Raw genomic sequence first — 26,458 nt, 5'->3', positions numbered from 1 at the left:
TGTAAGATCCGGTCTCGCTAGTTTCACCCCGCACGCCCGATGGCGCCCGCCGCTATCGGATTGATTTTTTGCGCGTTCGTTGAGGTGACGGTTCGAGACCGGAATGGCATTGCCGATCTCAAGCCCGGCGAAGCATCGCCAGGCGGAACCATCACCTAAAAACGCTGCCAGACCGTGTCCCCGGAACGGGTGCTCAAACCGTCGTCTCGATGGACTTCCATTTGGAAGAACCAGACGATATGTCTCACACACTGACGGTCCTGTGGACCATTGAACCACAAACTCCTCCGCGCCCCTGGCTTGCTTGCAGCCGCTGCCGCAGAACACGCCCCTTCGAATGCAGCGGCAAGACACGGCTGAATGCCAACGGGCGCAGGCTGGATGCCTGGCTGATCTATCGCTGCGCCGACTGCGACGGTACCTGGAATCGCCCGATCTTCGAGCGGCGGTCTGTTTGTGACATCGCGCCCGAGACGCTCGATGCGCTTCAAAACAACGACTCCGGCTGGATTCGCCAGGTCTCGTTCGATGTCGAGGGGCTTCGCCGAAACACGGACACGATTGAAGAATTCGCGGAATGCCGCGTGACAAGGCGCGTACTCGCCCAATCGCTTGACGGCTGCACCCAGCTTGAGATCGTCCTCGCGGTGCCGTTGCCGATCGGCATGCGTACCGATCGCCTGCTATCGGCGGAACTCGGCCTTTCGCGCAACAGGCTCGTTCGACTCGAGGAAGCAGGACGGTTCAGGCTGCAGTCCGGCCCACGCAAGGCGCTGCAACGGCCCATCAGGGACGGGATGCGTGTGATTCTCGATCTCGCGAACGGAGGTAAACAGGGAGACGTCGCCGATCGCGCGACGGGCCGGCTGCACTCCGCATGAACGAATCGAGGAAGCGCCGGCCACAGACCGACGCTTCCTTCATCTCGGTCATTGAGATCAGAACTTTACACCGACGCCGACGGTGAACTGGTGCTGGTCGAGATCGACATTGACGCCGCCGATGTCCTTGTCGCCATAGTCGTTGTAGCGATACTCGGCGCGTCCGAAGACGTTGTCGGTGAACGAATAATCAACGCCGGCACCGATCGTCCAACCGTTGAAGGTCTCTTTTTCCTTTGAAACGCCGGGCACGTCGACAAAGCCCCGGGTGACGGTCCAGCCACCTGCCCCATAAAGCAGCGCCTTGTCGTTCAGCACATAGCCGACACGCCCGCGTATCGCGCCGGAGACATCGGTGCCGACTTCGGCCGAGGTCCCACCGACATCGACGGACTTGTCGTTCCAGTTATAGTTGACATCGCCCTCGATGCCGTAGACCCAATCACCCTGCTGATAGTTGAAACCGGCAAAGGCACCGAGAAGGCCGCCGTTGAAATCTTCCGCGGCATTGCCGCCGGGCGCGCTGAAATCACCGTTCAGCCAGCCGCCGCCACCTTGAAGACCGACATAGCCGCCGGTCCACACGAAAACGGGCGGCGTTTCGACCACTGGCGGCGGCTCAGCCGGCTGCGCAAGGTCTGCCGCCATTGCAGTTTGGGTAAATGCCGCGGCCGCCGCGATGGCAACAAGCACATTCCGGATCATCACAGATGCCTCCTGTCGTCTTCGGCAGAACATTAGCAACTTATTAAGTTGAAGTCTGCCCAAAAGGCTTCGCAGTCATCATCGATCGGATCGAATCGTCTCGATACGGGTGATTTAGGCACCGATCCTCAAACTACAAGGCGGTGACGGAAGCCATCTGACGATTGGTGGCGCTGTAGCACTTTGATTTGCTGCATGTCTTTGTCCTTAAATCGAGGTCGATTTAAGGAGACATGCAGTAGGCCCCGGGTCAGCGGCGCGGAATTCGAGCGCCTTCGAGGCGATCTCCGGCCCGAATGGCAAGTCGTTTGACGGCGCCGGCATTGAGCTCGAGAACGAAGGCGACAGGTTCGCCGGAATCGATGATCGCCTCGGACAATGGTACGGCATCTTCGCGGATCGTGCGCACGGTGCCCTTGTTGTCGATGAACAGCATGTCGAGCGGGAGATATGTGTTCTTCATCCACATCATCACGCGACGGGTTTCGCCAAAATCGAACAACATGCCGTGATCCGGCGCCATCGACCGCCGGAACATCAGCCCCTGCTCGCGCTGATCGGGATCGACGGCCAGTTCGACGGTCAGTTCATGGACTTTCCCGTCCGCAGTCACAAGGCGCATCTTGTCCTTCGTGAAGGCGACATCGGCGAGCGCCACAGCAGCCAAGGCGAACAACAAAAAAAGCGCCGACAGGGCGCTTTTTCCGGCAAGGCTTCGGACCGTGAGCATCAATGCGACCGGCTGGTCGGCGACGGGCCGTCCGGATGAATCTCGGCAGCCATCAGGCCCTTTTCACCATCGCCGAAGCGCACCAGGACAACCTGTCCGGGACGAAGCTCGGTGAGGCCGAAGCGCCGCAGGGTCTCCATGTGAACGAAAATGTCCTCGGTGCCCTCGCCGCGCGTCAGGAAACCGAAGCCCTTGGTGCGGTTAAACCACTTGACGAGCACCCGTTCGAGGCCGCTGGTCGGCGTCACCTGGACATGGGTGCGCACCGGCGGAAGCTGAGATGGATGCACCGCCGTCGACTGATCCATCGACAGGATGCGGAACGCCTGGTAGCCGCGATCGCGCTTCTGGATGAGAGCTACGACCCGCGCGCCCTCGAGAACCGTCTGATAGCCGTCGCGCCTCAGGCAGGTCACGTGGACCAGGACGTCCTGCATGCCGTTGTCAGGCACGATGAACCCGAAGCCCTTGGCGACATCGAACCATTTGATCACGCCCGTGATTTCGATGAGGTCGAGAGCGTCACTGCCAAAGTCGTCACCATGCATGACGTCTTTTGAAGATGTCCTATCCGCCATTCTCTCCCAGCCCCTCGTTTACGCGCGACTACCGATACGGTTAACTGATTCTTATTGACCAGAATAACATCGTCCCGCCGCGGATACGCAAGACCCTCGGCATATTTTGGCCGAGATCTAATATGCGGACGCAGCCTTGCCTCTGGCTTGCTGGCAGCCCAGTATACGCCATCTTCTGCAAAACAGGGACATTGCAATGCGCTATCTGCACACAATGGTTCGCGTCAAGAATCTGGACGAGGCCTTGAACTTCTACTGCACCCTTTTCGGCCTGACCGAAATCCGCCGGTACGAGAACGAGAAGGGCCGCTTCACGCTGGTTTTCCTCGCCGCCCCCGGCGACATCGATCGCGCGCGCGGCGAGCTCTCACCCTGCCTCGAACTCACCTACAACTGGGATCCGGAAGACTACACCGGCGGGCGCAACTTCGGCCACCTCGCCTATGAGGTCGACGATATCTACGGCTTCTGCCAGCACCTGATGGACAATGGCGTAACCATCAACCGTCCGCCGCGCGATGGTCACATGGCCTTCGTGCGTTCGCCGGACGGCATTTCGATCGAGATCCTGCAGAAGGGCGAACACCGTCCGCCGCAGGAGCCCTGGGCTTCGATGGCCAATACCGGCGCATGGTAAGCCCCGCGCAATTCTGACCGGCGAGGATGACCCTATGCGGCCGGTAGTTCCGGTCGGCATGGCCGAGTCGCCGATCAGCAGCAGCTATGAATGATCTGAGGCCCGGTCGATCCGGGCCTTTGCATGTTTGAAACATGCAGGCTCAAGGTTAGCGCCGGTTTACAAATCACGTGTCGTTGAGTATTTTTTCGCGCGGGACGTTGATGCCGGGCCCTTTCCGCGATGTCTCGTGGCGGCGACCCCCTTTGTACTTGGCCTGATCTTTTCCCGTGGCGTTCTTTTGGACCGCTGCGAGAAGCTTGAGTTTGTTTGTTCTGAGCGATGTTTCGGAACTGAGACTTAATGCATGACAAGGCGAAGGTTTCGCCGGTCATGCACGGAGAGCGGGGATAGGACGTTGCAACATCCGGACACGAAGGGCGCAGTGCTCGCTGCCATTGCGCGGGCGGCAGCTTTATCCGTTTCGCTGCTGGCGCTCAGCGGCTGCGTGTCGGCCGTCGCCGACGGTGACGTCACCGCCGGACTGAACCCCGAAGGGCAGACCACATCTCAGCATGCGGCCGAACCGGCCGGGCAAGGCACGGTCCGGGATGCGCAGGTGGCAGCGCTCGGCAGCGATCCGCAAGCGCATCAGGCCGCCACTGCGCAGGATTCCGGTCAGGCACAATCCCTGACCATGCAGAACACAGGCCTGCGTGCCGCTTCCTCCAGCATCTACGGGCCGACTGCGGCGCCGCAGGGCATGCCGACGACGCAGCCGCAGGCCAACGGAACCGTGCCGCCGCCGGCCGGCCAACCCGCCATGAACGCGACCACGAACAGCCTGTTCAGCGGCACCCAGCGACAGCCTCAGCCCATCATAACGCCCCAACAGGGGGCCGCGAACGAGGCCGACGCTACGGCGGCACACACGGCGGTCGCCGCTTACGCTCCGACTGCAACACAGGACGCTCTTCCCGCAGCCGTTCCCGTGCCGCTCAGCGCCGAGGCTGCCGCCGGCGGCGAAACATCGGCTGCCCTTCAGGCCGTGGCCAATGCGGAGGTTGCGCCGGCCGCGACCGAAGTCGCGATGGCGGAGCCAACGCAGGTGTCCGCCGGGGCCAAGGATGGCGACGGCGACAAGCAAGTGCCGAAAGCCTGGACGCTCGCAACGCTCTTTGCCGGAAAGCACAAGGAGAAGCCGCAGGAAGCACAGCGCGCCGCCCAACCGGCGGGAAAGAAGACGATCACCACCAGCAATCCGAGCCAGCCGCAGACAGCCTCCCTCGCCTACACGCTTCCGGGCGTCAAACTGAATTCGCTCTACAATTTCGAGCACGAAGAGCATCTCGGCGACGATGGCGACGGCGCGCCGGTTCAGGTCGCCTCCCTTTCGGGCTTGGCGCGGCTGGCACCGAGCGGGCTGATTCTACAGACGGAAAAGGTCGACGCCGGCTGCTTCAAGCCCGAACTCATGCAGATGCTGAAGAAGGTGGAAGCGCACTACGGCAAGCAGGTCATGGTGACTTCCGGCCTGAGACCGATCAAGGTCAACCGCGCGAAGCAGTCGCTGCATACGCGCTGCGAGGCAGCAGACATCCAAGTCCAGGGTGTCAGCAAGTGGGATCTGGCTGAATTTTTGCGCAGCATTCCTGGCCGCGGTGGCGTCGGCACCTATTGCCATACGGAGTCGGTCCATATCGATATCGGCGCACAACGAGACTGGAATTGGCGCTGCCGGCGCGGCAAGGGCTGAGGCCAACCGCTTGTTTCCATGGGCTATTCCGCAGGTTCTGCCCATCGACTCCCGCCTGTGGAATTTTTACAGAAATATGAAGTTTGCCGCTTGCGGTTCTCAAATCCTCTGGCTATAAGGCGCCCACACAGCGAGTGCGCCCTTCGTCTATCGGTTAGGACACCAGATTTTCATTCTGGGAAGAGGGGTTCGACTCCCCTAGGGCGTGCCACTGTGTTGACCTCCTCTCCACACACAAATTGCTATTTTCTTCGCCTGAAGCAGTGATTTTCTGTCTCCGTGGCGAATCCGGTTCCGCCCGGTGGTTCGTCGGATTTTTCTCGCTGTTTTTAACAGGAAAAGCACAAAAATCCTGCGTTTGGCGCTTGCGGTCTCCAGAGTCGCTGGATATAAGGCGCCCACACAGCGAGTGCGCCCTTCGTCTATCGGTTAGGACACCAGATTTTCATTCTGGGAAGAGGGGTTCGACTCCCCTAGGGCGTGCCACTGTGTTGATCTTCTTTCCCATGAAATTCGACATTTTCCTCTTCTGAAACAGCAACTTGCCGTCCCGGACGCATCTCCGATTCCAGCTCTTCAGGTGCTGAATTTTTTCCTGATGTTTTTAACAGGAAAAGCACAAAAATCCTGCGTCTGGCGCTTGCGGTCTCCAGAGTCGCTGGATATAAGGCGCCCACACAGCGAGTGCGCCCTTCGTCTATCGGTTAGGACACCAGATTTTCATTCTGGGAAGAGGGGTTCGACTCCCCTAGGGCGTGCCACTGTGTTGACCTCTTCCCCCACATTTCCAATATTAGGGTCGCAGTATCCGCGCGATTGCAACTCATGTTCGATCGCGTCTCGGCACTCTGGAAGCGATGCCTCTGAATTGATGTCGAGGTTTGAGCTGAAAGAGGATAATATGCGCCGGTGAATTGCGCACGGTCGCCAGACTGCGTTGCAAATCATCAGCGACAAGCATGGGCGCCCATCGTCTAGCGGTCAGGACGCCGCCCTCTCACGGCGGTAACACGGGTTCGAGTCCCGTTGGGCGTGCCAATCGCTGCTCGCAAGTGCACCAGCCGGCCATTCAATCATCGATGGGTGAACCCGAGCGTTTCTCGCTCGGCGATTTTACAGCGCCTTCGCCGCATCCGTGACGCGCAATTGCACACGACGCTGGCCTTGCCACAGATCCGCCGACACCGAGCCGGCGACGTGAATCGACGCGCCGCGGCTCGCGAGCAGGAAATCGCCGAGCGGCGTTTCCGTTGCCCGGAACGCAATACCGTCGAGCCGGCTGCCGTCCTGGCCTTCCAACGTTACCTTGATGTGGTTGGCGCCCACCTGTCGGCTGTCGCGCAACCGGTGTTGCGGAAAGGCGAAGACCGGTTGCGGATGCGCCGAACCATAGGGGCCGGCCTGTTCCAAGAGATCGATGAGTTCCAGTGTCGCGCCGGAGGCAGCGAGCGCACCGTCCAGCTTGAGTGTCTGGATGGCGACGAGGTCGCGTACTGCCGCCTCCGCACGTTCCTCGAAGAATTGCCTGAGCTTGCCGAGCTTCGCCCGCTCCACCGTAAGGCCGGCAGCCATCGCATGGCCGCCGCCTTTGACGAGCAGGCCTCCATCAACCGCGGCCCGGACCATCTTGCCCATGTCGAAGCCGTTGATCGAACGGCCCGAGCCGGTGCCCCGGCCATTCGGATCGAAGGCGATGGCGAAGGTCGGCCGGCGGAACTTCTCCTTGATGCGGGCGGCAAGCAGCCCGACGATACCGGGGTGCCAGTTTTCCCGCGCCGTGACGATCACCGAGGCGCCCTCGCCAGTGCCGTACTCCGCAAGAACCTCGGCCTCGGCTTCGGCCAGCATGACGGCTTCCATGGCCTGCCGCTCGCGGTTGAGCTCATCAAGCTGCGCGGCGATCCTTTCCGCCGCTCCGGCATCGTCCATCGCCAGCAGACGGCTGCCGAGGGCAGCGTCGCCGATGCGGCCGCCGGCATTGATTCGCGGCCCAACCAGAAACCCCAGGTGATAGGGCGTGACCGGGCCGCCGATCGCCGCCTTTCTCAACAGCGCCGCGAGCCCGACATTGCCCATGTGCCGCGCCGCGATCAGTCCCTTGACGACATAGGCCCGGTTCAGCCCCTTGAGCGGCACGACGTCACAGACGGTCGCGAGCGCCACCAGATCAAGCTGCGCCAGCAGATCGAAGGATGCGGCGCTCCCGTTGCCGGCACTGCGCAGCACGCGCAAGGTGTTGACGAGGACCAGATAGACGACGCCGGCGGCACAGAGATGTCCCTGCCCCGAAAGATCGTCTTCCCGATTGGGATTGACCAGCGCGTGACAGGCTGGCAAGGCCGACCCCACCTGATGATGGTCGATGACGACGACGTCGACGCTACGTCGCCCCGCAACGGCAAGTGCTTCATGGCTCGTCGAGCCGCAGTCGACGGTGACAATGAGCTCGGCGCCATTGTCGATCAGTTGTTCGATCGCCGCCGGATTCGGCCCGTAGCCCTCGAAAATCCGATCGGGAATGTAAATCTCCGCGTCGATGCCAAAGTGACGGAGGAACCGGGTCATGAGCGCCGACGACGCGGCACCGTCGACGTCGTAGTCGCCGAAGACCACGACCTTTTCACGCCGCTTGATGGCCGCCGCGAAACGATCGGCGGCCTTGCGGCAATCGGTGAGCGTATCCGGATCCGGCATCAGCGACCGAAGCGTCGGATCGAGGAAGCTCGCGGCATCGTCGAGCACGACCCCGCGGCCGGCAAGCACGCGACCAAGGAGATCGGAATAACCGTGGACCTGACTGATGGCGAGCGCCCGGTTCTGGCCCGCCTGGTCAAGCCGTGACACCCAGCGCTGACCGCTGACCGATTGCTCGACGCCGAGAAAGGCCCGCTGTACCGGATCCACCAATTCTTCCATGTTCGTCCACCCGCCTGCACTTAACTTTTCTTAGCGCATAACCCCGACAATCGTGACCGTTTTTGGAACGGCATACACAGAGATCCGCGGTCCGCGCCCCGTTTCCGGCGCCGCTCGCCTGACATGCCCATATGAGAAAGCCTCGCCGGCATGCTTGCACGGCGAGGCTTCCAATCTATCGGCGACAATCCGGCGCTACGCGCCGCCGCCATGCATTGCGGTTGAGGTCTGTGCCGCCCTCAGTTCGCCTTCGGACGCTCGATACGGATGACCTGCGGCTCGCCGACGAGATAGCCCTCGCTCTTGATCGCCTTGATGGCATCGCGAACGGAATGCTCCGAGGTCGCGTGTGTCACCAGGATGATCGTCTGCGGCTCGCCGCTCTCCATCAGGTGCTTGGAATGCTGCATGATCGATTCCAGCGAGATGCCGTTATCCGCCATGCGCGTCGCGATGCTGGCGAAAACGCCGGTGCGGTCGACGACCTTCAGGCGGATGAAGTAGCCGCCCTCGTGGCTCTGGATCCGCGCGCGCTTGTAGGGAAGCAGCGCATTGGTCGGACGGCCGAAGGCCGGAACGTGCTGAGCACCCGGACGGCTTTTCGCGATGTCGGCGATATCGCCGAGAACGGCCGAGGCGGTCGCGTTGCCGCCGGCACCGGGGCCGACCATCAGCAATTCGCCAAGAATGTCGGATTCGATCGCGACTGCATTGGTCACGCCATCGACCTGGGCGATGACGGAATCATAGGGCACCATCGTGGGATGGACGCGCTGCTCGATGCCGCTCTCGGTACGCTGCGCGACCCCCAGGAGCTTGATCCGGTAACCGAGATCGGCCGCCGCATGAATATCGTCGATCGAGATATTGGTAATGCCTTCGAGATAGATGTCGTCGGCAGCGATCGCCGTACCGAAGGCGAGGCTCGTCAGGATCGACAGCTTGTGCGCCGTGTCGTTGCCCTCGATGTCGAAGGCCGGATCGGCTTCGGCGTAACCGAGACGCTGCGCTTCCTTGAGGCAGGCTTCGAAGGAAAGCTCTTCCTTCTCCATCTTCGTCAGGATGTAGTTGCAGGTGCCGTTCATGATCCCGTAGACGCGCGAGATCGTATTGCCGGTCATGGATTCGCGCAGCGCCTTGATCACCGGGATGCCGCCGGCGACGGCCGCTTCGTAGTTCAGAAGCGCGCCCTTCTCCTCGGCGATCTTGGCGAGTTCGATGCCATGGGCCGCAAGCAACGCCTTGTTGGCGGTGACGACATGAATGCCACGCTGCAAGGCGGCCTTGACGGCGGAATAGGCTGGGTCGCCCGAGCCGCCCATCAATTCGACGAAGACGTCGATATCGGCGTCACGCGCAAGCGAGACGGCATCGTCGAACCATTTGATTTGCGAAAGGTCGACGCCGCGATCCCTGTTGCGGTCACGCGCGGTTACGGCCGTGGTCTCGATTGCCCGCCCGCACGTTGTCGCAAGCATCTCGTGACGATCCTGGAGGATTCGCACGAGCGAGGCACCGACGGTACCCAAGCCCGCAATGCCGATTTTGAGGGCATCTGCCATAGCCATTTCCTAACATGTAAGGGGCGAGCCGCGAGAACCGCGGTGCCGGTGTGGAAGGAGGCGCACCCAAGAGCGCGCCTCCCGTCTTATTTACTTGTGAGCGTTGAGCGAGACGACGTTGTGCATCGTCTCGTCGGCGGTCGACAGGAATTTCTTGATATTGCGCGCCGCCTGGCGAATACGGTGCTCGTTCTCGACCAGAGCGAGGCGCACGTAGTCGTCGCCCTGCTCGCCGAAGCCGATGCCGGGAGCAACCGCGACATCGGCCTTCTCGACTAGGAGCTTCGAGAACTCGAGCGAACCGAGATGGCGGAACTTCTCCGGGATTTTCGTCCAGGCAAACATCGTCGCTGCCGGCGGCGGCACGTCGAAGCCCGCCTTGCCGAAGCTCTCGACCATCACGTCGCGGCGGCGCTTGTAGACGTTGCGGACCTCGGCGATATCGCTGCCATCGCCCTTCAGTGCCTGGGTCGCCGCCACCTGGATCGGCGTGAAGGCGCCGTAATCGAGGTACGACTTCACACGGGTCAGCGCCGCGATCAGTCGCTCATTGCCGACGGCAAAGCCCATGCGCCAGCCGGGCATCGAGAAGGTCTTCGACATCGAGGTGAACTCGACCGTGCAGTCGATCGCTCCCGGAACCTCCAGGACAGATGGCGGCGGCGCGTCGTTGAAGTAGATTTCCGAATAGGCAAGATCCGAAAGCACGATGATGTCGTGCTTCTTCGCGAAGGCGATCACGTCCTTGTAGAAGTCGAGGGTCGCGACCTGCGCCGTCGGGTTCGACGGATAGTTGAGGATCAGCGCCAGCGGCTTCGGGATCGAGTGGCGCACGGCGCGCTCGAGCGGCGGGAAGAAGGTCTCATCAGGCTCGACCGAGATCGAGCGGATGACCCCACCGGCCATCAGGAAGCCAAAGGCGTGGATCGGATAGGTCGGGTTCGGGCACAGGACCACATCACCCGGCGCGGTGATCGCCTGGGCCATGTTGGCGAAGCCTTCCTTGGAACCAAGGGTGGCGACGACCTGCGTTTCCGGATTGAGTTTGACGCCGAAGCGACGGGCGTAGTAGGCGGCCTGGGCACGACGCAGCCCGGGAATGCCCTTCGACGACGAATAACGATGCGTGCGCGGGTCCTGAACGACCTCGCAAAGCTTGTCGACAATCGACTGTGGTGTGGGAAGATCCGGATTGCCCATGCCGAGGTCGATGATGTCAGCACCGGCCGCTCGCGCGCTTGCTTTCAAACGGTTGACCTGTTCGAAAACATAGGGCGGCAAACGCCGGACTTTGTGAAACTCTTCCATCTCCAAACCTCGTTTGGCGCACGCTCCCGCCAGCGGCTCAAGCCTTCGCGAAACCGTGCGCTGTGGTGAACGGCCGTCCTTGCGGCCATTGAACGCTTTGCGTCCAAATCACCGGAAAGGCAAGCGCTAATTCTGGATCTCTTTCAGCGTGTCGGCACCGTGCTGTTCGGCGAGCGCGCGCATTTCCTTCAGACGACGCTGATATTCCGCTTCCGAGATCGCGCCGGACTTGCGCGCAGCGCCGAGCGATGTCAGCCGCGCCTGCATGTCGGCCGCCTCCTCGTTCGTCATCTGCGTCGTCGCGGCCGGCTTTTGGCCGTAGACCGAGGGATAGTTCTCGAAGTTCGTCGTCTGGTTGTTGCAGCCTGCAAGCGTGCCTAGCAGAACGATCCCGACAAGCCAGGTGATGGAACGCTGTTTTCCGACGGCAAGCATACTGAAGAGAACCTCTGATCTGACGGCGCGACGATGCGCCTAGCCCTTGTAATCATTTTCGGGCAGAATGTAAAAATACAAAACAAACAAGATGCTGTGGAGGAAGCCGGGTGACAGCAGAGAGGAAAACGGAAGGCACCACTGGCAAGGACGGCTTCACGGGTTTCGACCCCAAATCCGTCGAGCCATACATCGTCAAGGACCCGGAAAGCCTCGCCGTCAACCTCGCCCGCGCCATGGAGCAACTCGGCAAGGCGGCCTCCGCCTGGCTGGCGCCGCGTGAATCGGGGCAGAAATCGGACGTCTTCGCCGAACCGGTCACCGACATGGTGAAAACACTGTCCAAGGTCTCCGAATACTGGCTTTCCGATCCGCGCCGCACACTTGAAGCGCAGACGCATCTGATGGGCAGCTTCTTCGAGATCTGGTCGCGGACGCTCCATCGCATGTCCGGCGAAGTCGGGATGGCGGAGCCCGCCGCGCTCCAGCGCAACGACAAACGCTTCTCCGACGAGGATTGGGTGAAGAACCCGTTCTTCGATTTCATCCGGCAGGCCTATTTCGTCACATCGGATTGGGCCGAGCGCATGGTCGAAGACGCCGAAGGGCTCGACGATCGCACGAAACATAAGGCGGCTTTCTACGTCCGCCAGGTTTCGAGCGCACTCTCGCCCACGAATTTCGTCACCACCAATCCGCAACTCTATCGCGAAACCGTCGCGTCGAACGGCGCCAACCTCGTCAAGGGCATGCAGATGTTCGCCGAGGACGTCGCCGCCGGCCGTGGCGACCTCAAGCTGCGGCAGACGGACACCAGCAAATTCGCGATCGGCGAGAATATCGCGATCACGCCCGGCAAGGTCATCGCCCAGAGCGACGTCTGCCAGGTGCTGCAATATGAAGCCACGACCGAGACGGTGCTGAAGCGACCGTTGCTGATCTGCCCGCCGTGGATCAACAAGTTTTACGTCCTCGACCTCAACCCGCAGAAATCCTTCATCAAATGGGCCGTTGACCAGGGGCATACGGTGTTCGTAATCTCCTGGGTGAATCCGGACGAACGGCATGCGACCAAGGACTGGGAGGCCTATGCCCGCGAAGGCATCGGCTTTGCCCTCGACACCGTCGAGCAGGCGACCGGCGAGCGCGAAGTCAACGCCATCGGCTATTGCGTCGGCGGCACCTTGCTGGCCGCAACCCTTGCGCTGCACGCTGCCGAAGGCGACAATCGCATCCGCTCCGCGACCCTGTTCACGACGCAGGTCGACTTCACCCATGCGGGCGACCTCAAGGTCTTCGTCGACGAAGACCAGATCCGCCAGATCGAGCAGAACATGAGCGTGACCGGCTACCTCGACGGCTCGAAGATGGCGACCGCCTTCAACATGCTGCGCGCCTCCGAACTCATCTGGCCCTACTTTGTCAACAACTACCTCAAGGGGCAGGATCCCCTGCCCTTCGATCTGCTCTACTGGAATTCCGATTCGACGCGGATGCCGGCAGCCAACCACTCTTTCTATCTGCGCAATTGCTACCTCGAGAACAAACTCTCGAAGGGTGAGATGGTGCTTGCGGGCCGGCAGATCTCGCTCGGCGACGTGAAGATCCCCATCTACAACCTCGCCACCAAGGAAGATCACATCGCTCCGCCGCGCTCGGTCTTCCTGGGCAGCTCTGCCTTCGGCGGCAAGGTTACTTACGTGCTTTCCGGCTCGGGCCATATTGCCGGCGTCGTCAATCCGCCGGACAAGGGAAAGTACCAGTTCTGGACCGGAGGCGCGCCCAAGGGCGAGTTCGACGAGTGGTTCAAGGCAGCGAAGGAGACGCCGGGATCCTGGTGGCCGCATTGGCACCAATGGATCGAGAAGCTCGACAAGAGACGCGTTCCGGCCCGCAAGCCCGGCGGTCCACTGAATTCGCTCGAAGAGGCGCCGGGCTCCTATGTTCGCGCCAGGGCATGATACATTTGCAGGAAATATCTTGATTTTCGATCCGCCGCTCGCACAGGCAACCCTCGTGCAGCGCTACAAGCGCTTTCTCTTCGATGCGATCCAGCCGGATGGTACCGCCATGACCGGATCCTGCCCGAATACGGGTTCAATGCGTGGTCTGACGACGCCGGGCTCACGCATATGGATGTCGGAGCACGACAGCCCGACGCGGAAATACCGTCACATGCTCGAGATCGTCGAAGCCGACGGCACGCTGGTCGGGATCAATACCGGTTTGCCGAACCGGCTCGCCGAAGAGGCCATTCGGCTTGGCCTCGTTTCCGATCTGCACATCTACCAAGGCTTCGCGCGGGAACAGAAATACGGCCGCAATTCGCGCATCGATATCTTGCTCACCGATCCCGTCCGGGGCCTTGCCTATGTCGAGGTGAAGAACGTGCATTTCAGCCGCAGGCCCGGCCTCGCCGAATTTCCGGACAGCCCGACGGCACGCGGCGCCAAACATCTCGACGAACTCGGCGACATGGTCGAAGGCGGCCACCGCGCCGTCATGATCTATCTCGTGCAGCGCGGCGACTGCGACCGCTTGCGAATCTGCCGCGACTTCGACCCGGCCTATGCGCAAGCCTTTGACCGCGCCATGGCACGCGGGGTCGAGGCCTATGCGATCAAATGTCAGGTTTCGCCGACCCAAATCCGTCCGACCGGGTTGATGACAGTGGACGAAGCGGCCCTCGCTGCTCTATGAAATCCGACTTGGAACAAATGAAAGCTTTGGAATGGTGACTTACATCGAGGCAGGGTCTGCCCCCTATAAAAACACCGGCGTTATCCGGCTCTACGGACCGGAAGGTTTCGAGGGCATGCGCAAGGCCTGCCAGGTAACGGCGCGCTGCCTCGACGAACTCGTCTCGCGCGTTCAGCCGGGCGTCACGACCGACGAGATCGACCGCTTCGTCTTCGAGTTCGGCATGGACCATGGCGCGCTGCCGGCGACGCTGAACTACCGCGGCTACACGAAGTCCTCCTGCACCTCGATCAATCACGTCGTCTGTCACGGGATTCCCAACGACAAGCCGCTGCGCGAAGGCGACATCGTCAACATCGACGTCACCTATGTCGTCGATGGCTGGCATGGCGACTCAAGCCGCATGTATCCGGTCGGCGAGATCAAGCGCGCGGCCGAGCGGCTGCTCGATGTCACCCATGAAAGCCTGATGCGCGGGATTGCCGCCGTACGCCCGGGCGCACGCACCGGCGCCATCGGCGAGGCGATCCAGACCTATGCCGAAGCGGAGCGCTGCTCGGTGGTGCGCGATTTCTGCGGCCACGGTGTCGGCAAGCTCTTTCACGACGCGCCGAACATCCTGCACTACGGCCGCGCCAATGAAGGCCCCGAATTACGCGAGGGCATGATCTTCACCATCGAGCCGATGATCAATCTCGGCCGCCCGCATGTGAAGGTGCTTTCGGATGGCTGGACCGCCGTTACCCGCGACCGGTCGCTTTCGGCGCAATACGAGCACACGGTCGGCGTGACCGCCGAGGGATGCGAGATCTTTACTCTGTCGCCCGCCGGCCTGTTCAAGCCGGGCCTCAACAATGTCGGCGCCGCATGAAGAAGCGTCCAATCTCCCCTGAGGGCGATGATGCGCCATCGGCGGACGAAAGGACGTTTTTTCCGCAATTGCAGTTGGGCAGGGGATCTGCGCCGAAGAAGGCGCCGGCGCCCGAAGCGCATTATCACGGCCATCGCGATCGGTTGCGGGCGCGCTATCGCGAGCACGGCGACGCGGCGCTGGCGGACTACGAAATCCTTGAAATGCTGTTGTTTCGGCTGATTCCGCGCAAGGATACCAAGCCGATCGCCAAGGCGCTCATCAGCCGTTTCGGAACGCTTGCCGGTGTCTTCGGCGCACCGATCGGGCTGTTGCAGGAGGTGGACGGCATCGGCGAGGCCGTTGCCCTCGATCTCAAGCTGATCTCCACGATCGGTCACCGCACCCTGAAGAGCGAGCTTCGGCAAAAGCACCTTCTCTCCTCCTGGAGCGCCGTCATCGACTATTGCCATGCGGCAATGGCCTATGAGACCAAGGAACAGTTCCGTATCCTCTTTCTCGACAAGCGCAACGCGTTGATTGCCGACGAGGTGCAGCAGACGGGCACGATCGACCATACGCCGGTTTATCCACGTGAAGTGGTCAAGCGCGCACTCGAACTCTCCGCTACGGCGATCATTCTCGTCCACAATCATCCGTCTGGAGACCCTACGCCGTCGCGCGCCGATATCGACATGACCAAGCTGATCGTCGAAACGGCGAAGCCGCTCGGCATCGCCGTCCACGATCACATCATCATCGGCAAGGATGGGCATGTCAGCCTGAAGGGCCTGCGGCTGTTCTGAGAAGCGGTTCCAGACGGAAGCCGCTTCCACTGTTCCCGGAAGTGCTTCGGCCTACAGCCATTTCGCGCGTCGGAAGAAGCGATAGAGCGTGGTGCACAGTCCGATGATCACCGCCAGCACGATGAAATAGCCGTAGCGGAACTTCAGCTCCGGCATGTCGTCGAAATTCATGCCGTAGATACCGGCGATCGCGGTCGGCACGGCGAGGATCGCCGCCCACGACGCGAGTTTGCGGGAAATCTCCGTCTGTTCGGACTGTCCGATCATCAGGCTCGCCTCGAAGGTGAAGGCGAGAACTTCGCGCAGCGCGTCGATATCCTCCTGGACGCGGCGCACGTGGTCGGTCACATCGCGAAAGAGCGGCTGCAGCGCGGCATCCATGCCAGGAAGATCGATGTGTTCGTGCCGGCGGCAGACGTCGACAAGCGGCACGACCGCATTGCGCAGCCTCAGGAGATTGCGGCGGAGCAGATAAAGGCGCTCGATATCACGCTTGACCAATCGCTCCCGCAACAGCCGATCTTCCAGTTCTTCCACCTCCTCATGGATCGCCTCGATCACCGGCATGTAGTTGTCGACGATGAAATCGAGGATCGAATAGAGGATGTAGTTTTCGCCATGGGCGAGCGCGGACGGCGAAGATTCGCAACGCTGGCGCACCGCCATGTAAGACGTGGACGCGCCGTGCCTGACCGAGACGACATAGCCTCGGCCGACGAAGAGGTGGGTCTCGCCGAAAGCGATCTCATCGCCGACCATATGAGCGGTGCGGGCCACGACGAAGATCGAGTCGCCATAGATCTCCAGTTTCGGCCGTTGATGCGCCTTGCCGGCGTCCTCGATGGCCAGATCGTGGAGATCAAACTCTCTTTGCAACTGGTGAAGCAGGTCCGCATCGGGCTCGTGCAGGCCAATCCAGATCACCGCGCCTGGCCGCGAGCGCCACTTGCCCGCATCTTCGATCCGGATATCGCGTAGTCTCACGCCGTTCTCATAGACCGCCGCCGCCACGACACCCGGCCGATGCGTGAGCTGTGCAGCCGCGCCCTCCTCGTCAAGTGGCGGCACCGCCCTGTTCGTAAGCTCCAATCCCATCGTCAGCCTCCCAGGCAAATACGACACCGATGGGGCTCGGCATGTCGTAACGAAGCCAAGCCTACGCGCATTCCCTTATATTCTCATCCCGCTGTTTCGGCTATGAAAACCACTTCATCAAACCGTGCCATTGACGGTATAGACGCTTGCAAGCGAGAATTTTTGCGATGCACAATGATTCCTCCCTTCAAACGGAAATGCCCATGAACCAGTTCGATCTCATTGTCGTCGGAAGCGGGCCCGCCGGTCGCCGCGGCGCCATCCAGGCCGCCAAGCTCGGAAGGAAGGTTCTCGTCATCGAACAGGGAAAGCGCGTCGGTGGCGTTTCGGTGCATACGGGTACCATTCCCTCCAAGACCCTGCGCGAGACGGCACTCAATCTTTCCGGTTGGCGCGAGCGCGGCTTCTACGGGCGCGCCTACCGCGTGAAGCAGGAAATCAGCGCCGACGATCTCCGGCAACGGCTGATCATCACCCTCAATCACGAGGTCGAGGTTCTCGAACACCAGTTTGCCCGTAACCGCGTGCAGCAGATGCGCGGCAAGGCAAGCTTCGTCAATCCGACTACGCTCGAGGTCGTGAAAGACGACGGCGAGACCCTGCTGGTTTCAGCGACCAGCATCATGCTTGCCGTCGGCACGAAGCCATTCCGTCCGAACTACATGCCCTTCGACGGCAAGACCGTCCTCGACAGTGACGAACTGCTGGATATCGCGGAGTTGCCGCGCTCGCTCGTGGTCATTGGCGCCGGCGTCGTCGGTATCGAATATGCGACGATCTTCAGCGCGCTGGACACGCATGTCACGGTCATCGACCCCAAGACGACGATGCTCGACTTCATCGACAAGGAGATCGTCGAGGATTTCACCTACCAGCTGCGCGACCGCAACATGAAGCTGCATCTCGGACAGAAGGCCGACAAGGTCGAGCGACTCGACGACGGTAAGGTCCTGCTGACGCTCGACAACGGCCGCAGGATCGTCACCGACATGGTCCTCTTCGCTGCCGGACGCATGGGCGCGACCGACACGCTGAACCTGCCTGCAGCCGGGCTCGAGGCCGACAGCCGCGGACGGCTCAAGGTCAATCCGGAGACGTTCCAGACCTCGGTGCCGAACATCTATGCCGCCGGCGATGTCGTCGGCTTCCCGAGCCTTGCCTCGACCTCCATGGAACAGGGCCGCATCGCGGCGCGCGTTGCCGTCGGCGCGATCGCCATGGAACCGCAGAAGTATTTCCCCTACGGCATCTACGCGGTGCCGGAAATCTCCACCTGCGGCCTTTCGGAAGAAGAGGTCAAGGAACGCGGCATCCCCTATGAATGCGGCATAGCGCGCTTCCGCGAGACCTCGCGCGGTCACATCATGGGGCTCGATTCCGGCTTGCTGAAGATGATCTTCTCAATGAAGACTCGCCGTCTGCTCGGCGTGCACATCATCGGCGAAGGCGCGACCGAGCTGGTGCACATCGGCCAGGCCGTGTTGAACCTCAAGGGCACGGTCGAGTATTTCGTCGAGAACACCTTCAACTACCCGACGCTTGCCGAGGCCTACAAGATTGCCGGCCTGGATGCATGGAACCGCATGGGCGAGATCAAGCAGGAACTGCCGAAAGCGTAAGCCGTAGGCGACAGGTCTGGGCGCGCGTCAAAGACGGCGACAGCGGCGTCCAACTCGGTCGCGTACCGGGCAAATCGCCCGCATGCCCACCATGCCCACGAATCAGGTAGCTTTGCCTCTCCTGATAAAGAGACATGAACGCCATGCGCATCCTTTCCCTGAATGCCTGGGGCGGCAAGCTCCATTCGCCGCTGATGAAATATCTCTCGCAGGTCGATGCCGATGTTCTGTGCCTGCAGGAGATCGCGCGTTCGCCGACCACGGAAGCCGAGTGGCTGACGTATCGCGATGCGGATGTCGTATTGCCGCAGCGCGCAAACCTCTTCGACGAGATCGCGGCAGTGCTTCCGGGGCATGATGGCTTCTTCTGCCCAACGGCACGCGGCACGCTTTTCGACGGCGACAGGTCCGTGACCTCGGAATTTGGGCTCGCAACCTTCGTCCGACGGACGCATTCCGTCATCGGGCAGGCGCTCGGCTTCGTGCATGGCAGCTTCTCATCCAATGCTTGGGGGCCACATCCACGAGCGCGGAATGCGCATTGCATCCGCCTGTTCGATCACGACATCGGCGCTGCGATCACCATTGCGCAGATGCATGGACTGAGAGAAATCAATGGCAAGAACGACACGGCGGCGCGGCACGCACAAGTGGATGCGCTTGTGGCGCTCATCCGTCAGGTCTGGCCGGGCGACGAGCGGCTCGTCGTATGTGGCGACTTCAACGTGCTTCCCGACAGCGTTACCTTCCAGGCACTCGGGCGGCTTGGGCTCATCGACCTTGTGGTCTCCCGTGGCCACACGGATACTCGAACGTCGCACTATCTGAAAAGCGGCCGCTTTGCCGACTACATGCTCGTGAACGGCGACGTCGATGTCACCCGCTTCGATGTCGTCGCGCAGCCGGAAGTGTCCGACCACCGCGCCCTGCTCCTCGACATCGGCTAGGCCACGCCGCTGAAACCGGAATAGATCCGCCTCCGCGACGTGCCTCCAATGAAAGAAGCCCTGCCGCAAGCGGCAGGGCTTCTCGATTCCTAAGGCTTGGGTCCGATTACTCGGCGCTGTCTTCAGCGGCCTTCTTCTTGGCCGGAGCCTTCTTCTTCGGAGCCGCGGCTTCTTCGCCTTCAGCGGCTTCAGCCTTGGCAGCAGCCTTCTTCTTGGCCGGAGCCTTCTTGGCAGCCTTGCCTTCGCCCTCTTCGTCGTCGGCCGTCAGCTCTTCCTTGGAAACCGTTTTGTCGGTTACCGAGATTTCGCCGAGCAGGTGGTCGACGACCTTTTCTTCGAACAGCGGAGCGCGCAGCGATGCAGCAGCGCCGGGGGTGTTCTTGAAGTAGTCGAGGATCTGCTTTTCCTGGCCCGGGAACTGGCGGAGCTGCTCGAACAGCGAACGCTGCAGTTCGTCGTCGCTGACCTGAACGCCGGCCTTTTCGCCGATTTCCGAGAGAACGAGGCCGAGGCGGACGCGGCGCTCTGCGAGCTTGCGGTATTCGGCGCGGGCTTCTTCTTCGGTGGTTTCTTCGTCAGCGAAGGTCTTGCCGGCCTGCTGCAGGTCGGTGTTGATCTGGCGCCAGATGTTTTCGAATTCGGCTTCGACGAGGCGCTCCGGCGTTTCGAACTTGTAGAGTTCGTCGAGCTGGTCGAGGATCTGACGCTTGACCTTCTGACGGGTCAGGTTGCCGTACTGGCTTTCGATCTGGCCGCGGACGATTTCCTTCAGCTTGTCAGCCGATTCGAGGCCGAGCTTGGTGGCCAGTTCGTCGTTGATTTCGATGTCCTGGGCAGCAGCGACGTCCTTGACGGTGATGTCGAAGGTCGCTTCCTTGCCGGCGAGATTTGCAGCCGGGTAGTCAGCCGGGAAGGTGACGGTAATCGTCTTCTCGTCGCCAGCCTTGACGCCGACGAGCTGCTCTTCGAAGCCTGGGATGAAGCGGTTGGAGCCGAGAACCAGCTCAGCGTCTTCGTCCTTGCCGCCGTCGAAGGCAACACCGTCGACCTTGCCGAGGTAATCGATCGTGACGCGGTCACCGTTGGCAGCCTTGCCCTTCTTCGATTCGTAGCTGCGGGCGCTTTCGGCGATACGCAGGATCTGTTCGTTGACTTCCTCGTCAGCGATTTCGACGACTTCGCGGGTCACCTTGATGCCGCTGACGTCCTTGAGTTCGATCGCCGGGATGATCTCGTAGGCGACGGTGAACTCGAGGTCAGCTTCCGCGTTGAGGATCTTGTTGGCTTCGGTCTCGTCCTCGGTCATCGCGATTTCCGGCTGGGTCGCCGACTTTTCGCCGCGGCCGGACAGGATCTCGGTCGGCTTGTCACGAACGATCTCGTTGACGAGGTCAGCCATGATCGACTTGCCATAGACCTTCTTCAGGTGCGCAACCGGCACCTTGCCCGGACGGAAGCCGTTGATGCGAACGCGGTCCTTCACTTCGGCCAGACGCTCGTTCATCCGAGCTTCCATGTCCTTGGCCGGGATAACGACCTTGAGTTCGCGCTTCAGCCCTTGAGCGAGCGTTTCGATAACCTGCATGTTCAAACCTTCATTTCACGTTGACTGTGCTCTTCCCCTTCATAAGGTCTGGCGAGCACGTGAGCCGATCCATTTGCCGGGAGTGGCTTTACGCAGTTCTGCAACCGTTTTGCAAGCAAAATGGCACTCCAGCCCCCTTCATCCCTGCAGAATCCGGACTTTAGGCGCGATCCCTGTCTGGTGCGGGTAGAGAGACTTGAACTCCCACGCCTTGCGGCACCAGAACCTAAATCTGGCGTGTCTACCAATTTCACCATACCCGCGTTCAGACAATCGCACCGCCTGATCGTATTCCCGCAAGTCCAACCAGCGGAATCCCGCGGATACAATGGGCATGCTGAAAGTTTACGGCTTTCCCGAGCGCGGCGTCTCTATATCACTCGTTTTCGCGGGATCAAAGGGAAAATGCGTATTTCCCACGACGGACCGGAGGACCTGCCGAGCTTCAATAAAGCGGCTCTTCATAGACCGGGCTTCCGTTGACCGCGATCTCGCGGATCTGCGCACTGCCCTTTCCATCAACGCGGATATTGACGGAAAGCGCCTCGGCATTGCGCGCCTCCTCCAATGTGCGCCCTTCGCCCTCCGGCACGTAGAAGCGCTCTATGCCGTAGTCGACATTCACCGCGGAAGGAGGCGACGACGGATAGTACGAGAATGGAAGCGAGCGGAGTACGACGCTGTCGCCAACGGGCGGCAAGGGTTGGAACGACGCTTCGGTCGCCGTCCAGAAACCGTCGGGTTGCCTTTCCAGCCGGACATAAAGCACAGCTTCACCCGATTGCGTCGGAAGCGCCCCCTTGAGCAGATCAGGCTGCAGCCTGGAAATATCGTAGCTCAGAATCACGTAGTCGCCCCTGAGCAGGTCGCGCGGATCAACGGGCACGGTTTTCAGAAGCACGTCCCGCCCGCTTCGGAGGATCGAGGCCCTGCTCTCGATCATGTAGCCGAGTGCCGCCGTCTGCACGCCGGCGACAAGCAGGGCGGCAAGCAGCGGATTCAGCCAACGCTTATTCGATGTGCCGCTGATCATCGCGAAACCTCCGCCTGGCGCGTCCGCGCCATGTGCCCTTCGATGCGAATGACCAGCCACGCGATGCACGCGACGACCAGCCCCGAAATCAGGAAGAAGCCCGATGTGCCGAGCATCGATCCCAGGGTTTCAAAGGCGAGGTAGAGAAGCTCTCCGGCAAAGGCGACATAGCCGAGATAGCGCACCGCCCCATTCTGCGCTCCGGCAAGCGCAATGCCGAGGAGCGCCACCAGCAATGTGCCCGCTCCGGCCGCGATCTCCGTCGTCAGACCGACCGCCTCATATTGGAGCCCGGTGAAACCAAGTAGGGCGAGCGCAAAGGAATAGAAGGCGGGCGCCGAACCGGCATCGAGCGCAAGTTGGCGCACCGGCGAACCCGGCAGGGTCGCCACCAGGAAGGCCGCAAGACCGAGAACAGCGAGGCCAGCGGCGAAAGCAAGCGACGGGCTATCCAGGTAGAGCCAGGCCAGCCAGGAAAGAACGAGCAGATAGGCAAGATGGCGAGCCCTGCCCGCTTCCGTGAAACGAACCAGGAGAACGACGATCACGGCCAGGACCGGCACGGACCACAAGTGCCAGTCGGAGATCGTGGGGAACGCACCTTCCGTCAACATCGTACCGAAATAAAACCACGCGAGCCCGCCGGCGGCGGTTGCCATCGCCGCCGAGCGAAATGCGAATGCCGAGAGACTGGCGCCGACGAACCACAGCAGCGCAGCATCAGCCGCATCGCCCGACAGGTGGTACATCTGCCCGATGAGGGCGATACCGCCGCCAAAGGCCGCCGCCCCCAGGACCAGCGCTGCGGCGGCAAAGGCCGCCCTGCCGGCGCGCAACAGCCAGCCGGCGGCAAAATGGAAGCCCCAGATCAGAGCAACGATGCCGGCAACCCGCGCCAGACGGGGCAGCGCCTCCCAATTGGCGGCGACAAGCAACAGGATCGACGCGGATAGCAGGAGGGCGGCGAGGATGAGCAGGACGCGCCCGGCTCGGAAGGTCGACTCCCGTCCGTCATACTCGGCCAGCATGGCGCGTGCGGCATTGTCCTGCAGCAGGCCCTTGTCGATCCAGTGCTTGAAGTCTCGCTCGAGACGCGCGCGGTACATGCTGCCCTCAGCCTTAAGCATCCGATGCTTGAAATGATCCGGGTTCATCACCAACTAACCACGTATCGGCGCGGAAATACAACCGCTCTGTCGCGAGCGCGGCTCCTGCACCGATAGGGACTGCTGAACGGCTTGCGCGATGCGCATATCTTCCATGCGGATATTGCACTGCACAAATCGATTTAAGGCCCCTATATTCAAATCATCAAAGGCGAACGAAGGCAGCAAGCCAGACGATCGCCAGCGGAACTGGCCAACCGCCTCAGGATACTGGGAAGGGCCCGGGCAAAACCCGACAGAATTCGGATGAGCGTACTCCTCCTCCCAACGCTCCTCCGATCAGATTGGCAACACTCCTCCTCCCGGTTGCCAGTCACTTCAAATGACGCTCGCTGGACCTCCTCCCCCAGCGGGCGTTATTGTTTTTCAGCTCTCCTCCCCACAAGAAAGCCAGCACGTCGAGCAATTGCACAATATTCGTGCACGTTCCGGTCGCGCGCGCCCGGAGCCATGCACAGATCGCATAGGTGCCATTCTGGAACAGCTCTACCCTTCCGCCCGGCTCCATACTATCTTCAACTCATCGATCGGGGCGGCGCACTCCTCCTCCCAGCGCCCCTCGATTTGGATCGGCGACACTCCTCCTCCCGGTTGCCGATCAGAACAAAGCGACGCTCGCTGGACCTCCTCCCCCAGCGAGCGTTGTTTGTTTTTGCCCCCCGGATTTCGGTCGAGACTTTCACCACCACAACCCGATTGCACGATGCGCATCGAGCGCCGTTCGTGGCCCGGCGACCGCGCCCAGGCTTGCACCTGATGCATGGGTGCGATGCAGCATTATCTCTGTAACTTCTGCTCAAAACGATTATATTCCAGACCATCAGATGACGGCCAGCAAGAGAGATAGAGCGCTGGCAAACGACCCTAGAAAGGATAGGATCATGAACCTCGCACGTTCTTTCAACAATTGGCGCAAGTATCGTCAGACCTGCAACGAGCTCGGCCGCATGAGCGACCGGGAGCTCAGCGACCTCGGCATCGGCCGCGGCGACATCCCGTACGTTGCTCGCCAGGCGATCAAGTAATTCAGGCTGCGCTTCAAGTGCAACCGGCCTCCAGTAAAAACGCCTTCCGGTTCATTCCGGGGGGCGTTTTTCGTTGCCCAATCCGCGGATATCCCAACGCGCCTTCGCACGTGCGAGATGAACCTGAGATCTGGTCGACAACGCCCGGCGGAATAACACGAGCCACGCTCGTCAAAGGCGCCGTGAGCGGCGCGTCCACGATTTCAGAGAACATTTAAAACACATATGCTTAGCGCAGAGAGAATAGCATTTTAACCAATCGTTAATCGATGCCGTCTTTTGAAGCGGTGCCCATCTATGCGGCGATGCACTGCACAAATGCATAGCAGCTGCATTTTCTTTGCACTCCACCTTCTAATTAGACAAGCGTATAAGAACCTCAACGACGCAGACAGATGGCTGTCGCGACAAACTGATTTTGAGGAAAAGACCATGAACCCGATTCGTATCGCAAAAAGCTGGATCAACTACCGCCGCACCGTCAGCGAGCTCGGCAACCTGTCGAACCACGCTCTCAATGACATCGGCATCACCCGCTACGACATCCGCAACATTGCGGCCCGTTCCTTCCGTTAATCCGAACGGTTCGAACTGACTTTCAAAACGGCGTCCTTCGGGGCGCCGTTTTCGTTTATTGACATTGGAACGAAGGGCCGAGCCGTGATAGGAAACCGGCCATGAGCAAAGACACCACTTCCCACTCCCCCATCCATGTCATCGGCGGCGGCCTTGCCGGCTCGGAAGCCGCCTGGCAGATCGCCGAGGCCGGCGTACCGGTCATCCTGCATGAGATGCGCGGCGTGCGCGGCACCGACGCGCACAAGACCGACGGCCTTGCCGAACTCGTCTGTTCCAACTCGTTCCGCTCGGATGACGCGACCAGCAATGCGGTGGGCGTCCTGCACGCGGAAATGCGCCTCGCCGGCTCGCTGATCATGAAATCCGCCGACGCCAACCAGGTTCCGGCCGGCGGCGCGCTTGCGGTGGACCGGGACGGCTTTTCCGACGCGGTCAGCGCGGCGATCGCGGCCCATCCGCTGATCACGGTCGTGCGAGAAGAAATCACCGGCCTGCCGCCGAAGGAGTGGGACCTGGCCGTCATCGCAACCGGCCCGCTGACGGCGCCGGATCTTGCCGAAGCGATCCGTAAGGAAACGGGCGCCGACGCGCTTGCCTTCTTCGATGCCATCGCGCCGATCGTCTACACCGAGACGATCGACATGGATGTCTGCTGGTACCAGTCGCGCTACGACAAGGTCGGCCCCGGCGGCACCGGCAAGGACTACATCAACTGCCCGATGACCGAGGAGCAGTACAACGCCTTCGTCGACGCGCTGATCGCCGGCGACAAGACCGGCTTCAAGGAATGGGAAGGCACGCCCTATTTCGACGGCTGCCTGCCGATCGAGGTGATGGCCGAGCGCGGCCGCGAGACGCTGCGCCACGGGCCGATGAAGCCGATGGGCCTCACCAATGCCCACAACCCCACGGTCAAGCCCTATGCCGTCGTACAGCTGCGCCAGGACAATGCGCTTGGCACGCTCTACAACATGGTCGGCTTCCAGACGAAGCTGAAGTACGGCGCCCAGGCGGAAGTCTTCCGCATGATCCCGGGCCTGGAGAATGCCGAGTTCGCCCGCCTCGGCGGCTTGCACCGCAACACCTACATCAACTCGCCGACGCTGCTTGACGCAACATTGACGCTGAAATCGCGGCCGGGCCTGCGCTTTGCCGGACAGATCACCGGCTGCGAAGGCTATGTCGAAAGCGCCAGCATCGGCCTCCTTGCCGGCCGCTTCGCCGCTGCCGAGCGCAAGGGCGAGGCATTGGCTGCACCGCCGGCCACCACCGCCTTCGGCGCCCTGCTCAACCACATCACCGGCGGGCACATCGTCTCCGACGATGAGCCGGGCAAGCGTTCGTTCCAGCCGATGAACGTCAATTTCGGCCTGTTCCCACCGCTCGAACCGGGCGCAATCACCAAGCCGGAGGGCGCCAAGCGCTTCCGCGGCAAGGAAAAGGCCGTTGCCAAGAAGCAGGCAACGGCATCACGCGCCCTCGCCGATTGCGCCGCATGGCTCGGCAAGTCCGCCTGACGGCGAACGAGGAGCCAGACAACGAACGGCCCGCTCGCGATGACGCCAG

The 26,458-nt window shown here is 61.4% G+C and carries 23 protein-coding genes and 5 tRNA genes; 16 read left to right on the top strand and 12 right to left on the bottom strand.

What is annotated here, in order from left to right; translation table 11 throughout:
- Positions 1-221: 221 nt before the first annotated feature.
- A complete protein-coding gene (locus BHMPCIPO_RS09150; protein ID WP_246304287.1) occupies positions 222-881 on the top strand; it encodes a DUF1062 domain-containing protein in 660 nt (219 codons plus the stop codon).
- Positions 882-938: 57 nt separating this feature from the next.
- Here BHMPCIPO_RS09150 and BHMPCIPO_RS09145 read toward each other — a convergent pair whose 3' ends face one another.
- The 3 genes from BHMPCIPO_RS09145 to BHMPCIPO_RS09135 all read right to left on the bottom strand — a co-directional run bounded on the left by BHMPCIPO_RS09145 (position 939) and on the right by BHMPCIPO_RS09135 (position 2,894).
- Entirely contained in the window at positions 939-1,586 is a 648-nt protein-coding gene (locus tag BHMPCIPO_RS09145) for an outer membrane protein (RefSeq protein WP_173516447.1), read from the bottom strand.
- Between the two features lie 250 nt (positions 1,587-1,836).
- Positions 1,837-2,316, bottom strand: a complete 480-nt coding sequence (locus BHMPCIPO_RS09140; protein WP_173516446.1) for a DUF192 domain-containing protein — start codon at positions 2,314-2,316, stop codon at positions 1,837-1,839.
- The gene (locus BHMPCIPO_RS09135; RefSeq protein WP_043623636.1) at positions 2,316-2,894 is read right to left on the bottom strand and encodes a cold-shock protein; all 579 of its coding nucleotides are present in this window, start codon (positions 2,892-2,894) and stop codon (positions 2,316-2,318) included. Before BHMPCIPO_RS09135 ends, BHMPCIPO_RS09140 begins: the two co-directional genes overlap by 1 nt.
- Positions 2,895-3,090: 196 nt before the next feature.
- Here BHMPCIPO_RS09135 and BHMPCIPO_RS09130 point away from each other — a divergent pair, with 196 nt between their 5' ends.
- The 6 genes from BHMPCIPO_RS09130 to BHMPCIPO_RS09105 all read left to right on the top strand — a co-directional run bounded on the left by BHMPCIPO_RS09130 (position 3,091) and on the right by BHMPCIPO_RS09105 (position 6,304).
- Entirely contained in the window at positions 3,091-3,531 is a 441-nt protein-coding gene (locus tag BHMPCIPO_RS09130; RefSeq protein WP_173516445.1) for a VOC family protein, read from the top strand.
- Between the two features lie 397 nt (positions 3,532-3,928).
- Positions 3,929-5,266, top strand: a complete 1,338-nt coding sequence (locus tag BHMPCIPO_RS09125) for a YcbK family protein (protein WP_246304286.1) — start codon at positions 3,929-3,931, stop codon at positions 5,264-5,266.
- A 136-nt stretch (positions 5,267-5,402) separates the two neighbouring features.
- Positions 5,403-5,477: transfer RNA gene (locus tag BHMPCIPO_RS09120), tRNA-Glu, on the top strand.
- A gap of 200 nt (positions 5,478-5,677) precedes the next feature.
- A tRNA-Glu gene (locus BHMPCIPO_RS09115) sits at positions 5,678-5,752 on the top strand.
- A 200-nt stretch (positions 5,753-5,952) separates the two neighbouring features.
- Positions 5,953-6,027, top strand: a tRNA-Glu gene (locus tag BHMPCIPO_RS09110).
- A gap of 202 nt (positions 6,028-6,229) precedes the next feature.
- Positions 6,230-6,304: transfer RNA gene (locus BHMPCIPO_RS09105), tRNA-Glu, on the top strand.
- Between the two features lie 75 nt (positions 6,305-6,379).
- Here the strand turns inward: BHMPCIPO_RS09105 and recJ are convergent.
- From recJ to BHMPCIPO_RS09085, 4 genes are all read right to left on the bottom strand, one after another.
- The gene (gene recJ / locus BHMPCIPO_RS09100; protein WP_173516443.1) at positions 6,380-8,182 is read right to left on the bottom strand and encodes a single-stranded-DNA-specific exonuclease RecJ; all 1,803 of its coding nucleotides are present in this window, start codon (positions 8,180-8,182) and stop codon (positions 6,380-6,382) included.
- 239 nt (positions 8,183-8,421) lie between these two features.
- Positions 8,422-9,744 carry a homoserine dehydrogenase gene (locus BHMPCIPO_RS09095; RefSeq protein ID WP_173516442.1) on the bottom strand — a complete coding sequence of 441 codons (1,323 nt, stop codon included), beginning with the start codon at positions 9,742-9,744 and terminating at the stop codon, positions 8,422-8,424.
- A 90-nt stretch (positions 9,745-9,834) separates the two neighbouring features.
- A complete protein-coding gene (locus BHMPCIPO_RS09090; RefSeq protein WP_173516441.1) occupies positions 9,835-11,052 on the bottom strand; it encodes an LL-diaminopimelate aminotransferase in 1,218 nt (405 codons plus the stop codon).
- 126 nt (positions 11,053-11,178) lie between these two features.
- Positions 11,179-11,487: an SHOCT domain-containing protein gene (locus BHMPCIPO_RS09085; RefSeq protein WP_173516440.1), complete on the bottom strand. Its 309-nt coding sequence runs from the start codon at positions 11,485-11,487 to the stop codon at positions 11,179-11,181.
- Between the two features lie 110 nt (positions 11,488-11,597).
- Between BHMPCIPO_RS09085 and phaC the strand changes: the two genes are divergently transcribed.
- Genes phaC through radC form a run of 4 tightly spaced genes read left to right on the top strand, consistent with a single transcriptional unit; the run spans position 11,598 to position 15,843 of the window.
- Complete coding sequence (gene phaC / locus BHMPCIPO_RS09080) at positions 11,598-13,448, top strand: poly(3-hydroxyalkanoate) polymerase subunit PhaC (protein ID WP_173516439.1); 1,851 nt, start codon at positions 11,598-11,600, stop codon at positions 13,446-13,448.
- 19 nt (positions 13,449-13,467) lie between these two features.
- Positions 13,468-14,187, top strand: coding sequence for a DNA/RNA nuclease SfsA (gene sfsA / locus BHMPCIPO_RS09075; protein ID WP_173516438.1), 720 nt, complete (start codon positions 13,468-13,470; stop codon positions 14,185-14,187).
- Positions 14,188-14,218: 31 nt separating this feature from the next.
- Entirely contained in the window at positions 14,219-15,058 is an 840-nt protein-coding gene (gene map, locus BHMPCIPO_RS09070) for a type I methionyl aminopeptidase (protein WP_173516437.1), read from the top strand.
- Entirely contained in the window at positions 15,055-15,843 is a 789-nt protein-coding gene (radC, locus tag BHMPCIPO_RS09065) for a RadC family protein (RefSeq protein WP_173516436.1), read from the top strand. Before map ends, radC begins: the two co-directional genes overlap by 4 nt.
- A gap of 51 nt (positions 15,844-15,894) precedes the next feature.
- Here radC and BHMPCIPO_RS09060 read toward each other — a convergent pair whose 3' ends face one another.
- On the bottom strand, positions 15,895-16,938 hold the full coding sequence (locus tag BHMPCIPO_RS09060; RefSeq protein WP_173516435.1) for a magnesium and cobalt transport protein CorA: 1,044 nt from the start codon (positions 16,936-16,938) through the stop codon (positions 15,895-15,897).
- Positions 16,939-17,141: 203 nt separating this feature from the next.
- On the opposite strand from BHMPCIPO_RS09060, the gene sthA reads away from it, so the two are divergent.
- Together sthA and BHMPCIPO_RS09050 are read left to right on the top strand one after the other, a co-directional pair.
- Complete coding sequence (gene sthA / locus BHMPCIPO_RS09055; protein ID WP_173516434.1) at positions 17,142-18,557, top strand: Si-specific NAD(P)(+) transhydrogenase; 1,416 nt, start codon at positions 17,142-17,144, stop codon at positions 18,555-18,557.
- Between the two features lie 143 nt (positions 18,558-18,700).
- Positions 18,701-19,504 carry an endonuclease/exonuclease/phosphatase family protein gene (locus BHMPCIPO_RS09050; protein WP_173516433.1) on the top strand — a complete coding sequence of 268 codons (804 nt, stop codon included), beginning with the start codon at positions 18,701-18,703 and terminating at the stop codon, positions 19,502-19,504.
- Positions 19,505-19,610: 106 nt separating this feature from the next.
- Here the strand turns inward: BHMPCIPO_RS09050 and tig are convergent, their stop codons facing one another.
- The 4 genes from tig to BHMPCIPO_RS09030 all read right to left on the bottom strand — a co-directional run bounded on the left by tig (position 19,611) and on the right by BHMPCIPO_RS09030 (position 23,228).
- Positions 19,611-21,089 carry a trigger factor gene (tig, locus tag BHMPCIPO_RS09045; RefSeq protein ID WP_173516432.1) on the bottom strand — a complete coding sequence of 493 codons (1,479 nt, stop codon included), beginning with the start codon at positions 21,087-21,089 and terminating at the stop codon, positions 19,611-19,613.
- Positions 21,090-21,267: 178 nt separating this feature from the next.
- Positions 21,268-21,352 (bottom strand) — tRNA-Leu (locus BHMPCIPO_RS09040).
- Between the two features lie 182 nt (positions 21,353-21,534).
- Positions 21,535-22,122: a GDYXXLXY domain-containing protein gene (locus BHMPCIPO_RS09035; protein ID WP_173516431.1), complete on the bottom strand. Its 588-nt coding sequence runs from the start codon at positions 22,120-22,122 to the stop codon at positions 21,535-21,537.
- A complete protein-coding gene (locus BHMPCIPO_RS09030) occupies positions 22,119-23,228 on the bottom strand; it encodes a DUF2157 domain-containing protein (RefSeq protein ID WP_173516430.1) in 1,110 nt (369 codons plus the stop codon). The genes BHMPCIPO_RS09035 and BHMPCIPO_RS09030 overlap by 4 nt, the downstream gene beginning before the upstream one ends.
- 941 nt (positions 23,229-24,169) lie before the next feature.
- Between BHMPCIPO_RS09030 and BHMPCIPO_RS09025 the strand changes: the two genes are divergently transcribed.
- From BHMPCIPO_RS09025 to trmFO, 3 genes are all read left to right on the top strand, one after another.
- Complete coding sequence (locus BHMPCIPO_RS09025) at positions 24,170-24,313, top strand: DUF1127 domain-containing protein (protein ID WP_065376908.1); 144 nt, start codon at positions 24,170-24,172, stop codon at positions 24,311-24,313.
- A gap of 432 nt (positions 24,314-24,745) precedes the next feature.
- Entirely contained in the window at positions 24,746-24,889 is a 144-nt protein-coding gene (locus tag BHMPCIPO_RS33790; protein WP_064816989.1) for a DUF1127 domain-containing protein, read from the top strand.
- 101 nt (positions 24,890-24,990) lie between these two features.
- On the top strand, positions 24,991-26,409 hold the full coding sequence (gene trmFO / locus BHMPCIPO_RS09015; protein WP_173516429.1) for a methylenetetrahydrofolate--tRNA-(uracil(54)-C(5))-methyltransferase (FADH(2)-oxidizing) TrmFO: 1,419 nt from the start codon (positions 24,991-24,993) through the stop codon (positions 26,407-26,409).
- Positions 26,410-26,458 lie beyond the last annotated feature (49 nt).

It is taken from the genome of Ensifer sesbaniae (assembly GCF_013283665.1).
GTDB classification, from domain to species: domain Bacteria; phylum Pseudomonadota; class Alphaproteobacteria; order Rhizobiales; family Rhizobiaceae; genus Ensifer; species Ensifer sesbaniae.
Note: the sequence above shows the minus strand (reverse complement) of the source record. Positions and strands in the feature narration are given on the sequence as shown.

Bases quoted from the DNA above. Each gene is read 5' to 3' on its own strand.
- BHMPCIPO_RS09145 (WP_173516447.1), bottom strand. From the start codon at position 1,586: ATGATCCGGAATGTGCTTGTTGCCATCGCGGCGGCCGCGGCATTTACC.
- BHMPCIPO_RS09140 (WP_173516446.1), bottom strand. From the start codon at position 2,316: ATGCTCACGGTCCGAAGCCTTGCCGGAAAAAGCGCCCTGTCGGCGCTT.
- BHMPCIPO_RS09135 (WP_043623636.1), bottom strand. From the start codon at position 2,894: ATGGCGGATAGGACATCTTCAAAAGACGTCATGCATGGTGACGACTTT.
- BHMPCIPO_RS09130 (WP_173516445.1), top strand. From the start codon at position 3,091: ATGCGCTATCTGCACACAATGGTTCGCGTCAAGAATCTGGACGAGGCC.
- recJ (WP_173516443.1), bottom strand. From the start codon at position 8,182: ATGGAAGAATTGGTGGATCCGGTACAGCGGGCCTTTCTCGGCGTCGAG.
- BHMPCIPO_RS09095 (WP_173516442.1), bottom strand. From the start codon at position 9,744: ATGGCAGATGCCCTCAAAATCGGCATTGCGGGCTTGGGTACCGTCGGT.
- BHMPCIPO_RS09090 (WP_173516441.1), bottom strand. From the start codon at position 11,052: ATGGAAGAGTTTCACAAAGTCCGGCGTTTGCCGCCCTATGTTTTCGAA.
- BHMPCIPO_RS09085 (WP_173516440.1), bottom strand. From the start codon at position 11,487: ATGCTTGCCGTCGGAAAACAGCGTTCCATCACCTGGCTTGTCGGGATC.
- map (WP_173516437.1), top strand. From the start codon at position 14,219: ATGGTGACTTACATCGAGGCAGGGTCTGCCCCCTATAAAAACACCGGC.
- radC (WP_173516436.1), top strand. From the start codon at position 15,055: ATGAAGAAGCGTCCAATCTCCCCTGAGGGCGATGATGCGCCATCGGCG.
- BHMPCIPO_RS09060 (WP_173516435.1), bottom strand. From the start codon at position 16,938: ATGGGATTGGAGCTTACGAACAGGGCGGTGCCGCCACTTGACGAGGAG.
- sthA (WP_173516434.1), top strand. From the start codon at position 17,142: ATGAACCAGTTCGATCTCATTGTCGTCGGAAGCGGGCCCGCCGGTCGC.
- BHMPCIPO_RS09050 (WP_173516433.1), top strand. From the start codon at position 18,701: ATGCGCATCCTTTCCCTGAATGCCTGGGGCGGCAAGCTCCATTCGCCG.
- tig (WP_173516432.1), bottom strand. From the start codon at position 21,089: ATGCAGGTTATCGAAACGCTCGCTCAAGGGCTGAAGCGCGAACTCAAG.
- BHMPCIPO_RS09035 (WP_173516431.1), bottom strand. From the start codon at position 22,122: ATGATCAGCGGCACATCGAATAAGCGTTGGCTGAATCCGCTGCTTGCC.
- BHMPCIPO_RS09030 (WP_173516430.1), bottom strand. From the start codon at position 23,228: ATGTACCGCGCGCGTCTCGAGCGAGACTTCAAGCACTGGATCGACAAG.
- BHMPCIPO_RS09025 (WP_065376908.1), top strand. From the start codon at position 24,170: ATGAACCTCGCACGTTCTTTCAACAATTGGCGCAAGTATCGTCAGACC.
- BHMPCIPO_RS33790 (WP_064816989.1), top strand. From the start codon at position 24,746: ATGAACCCGATTCGTATCGCAAAAAGCTGGATCAACTACCGCCGCACC.
- trmFO (WP_173516429.1), top strand. From the start codon at position 24,991: ATGAGCAAAGACACCACTTCCCACTCCCCCATCCATGTCATCGGCGGC.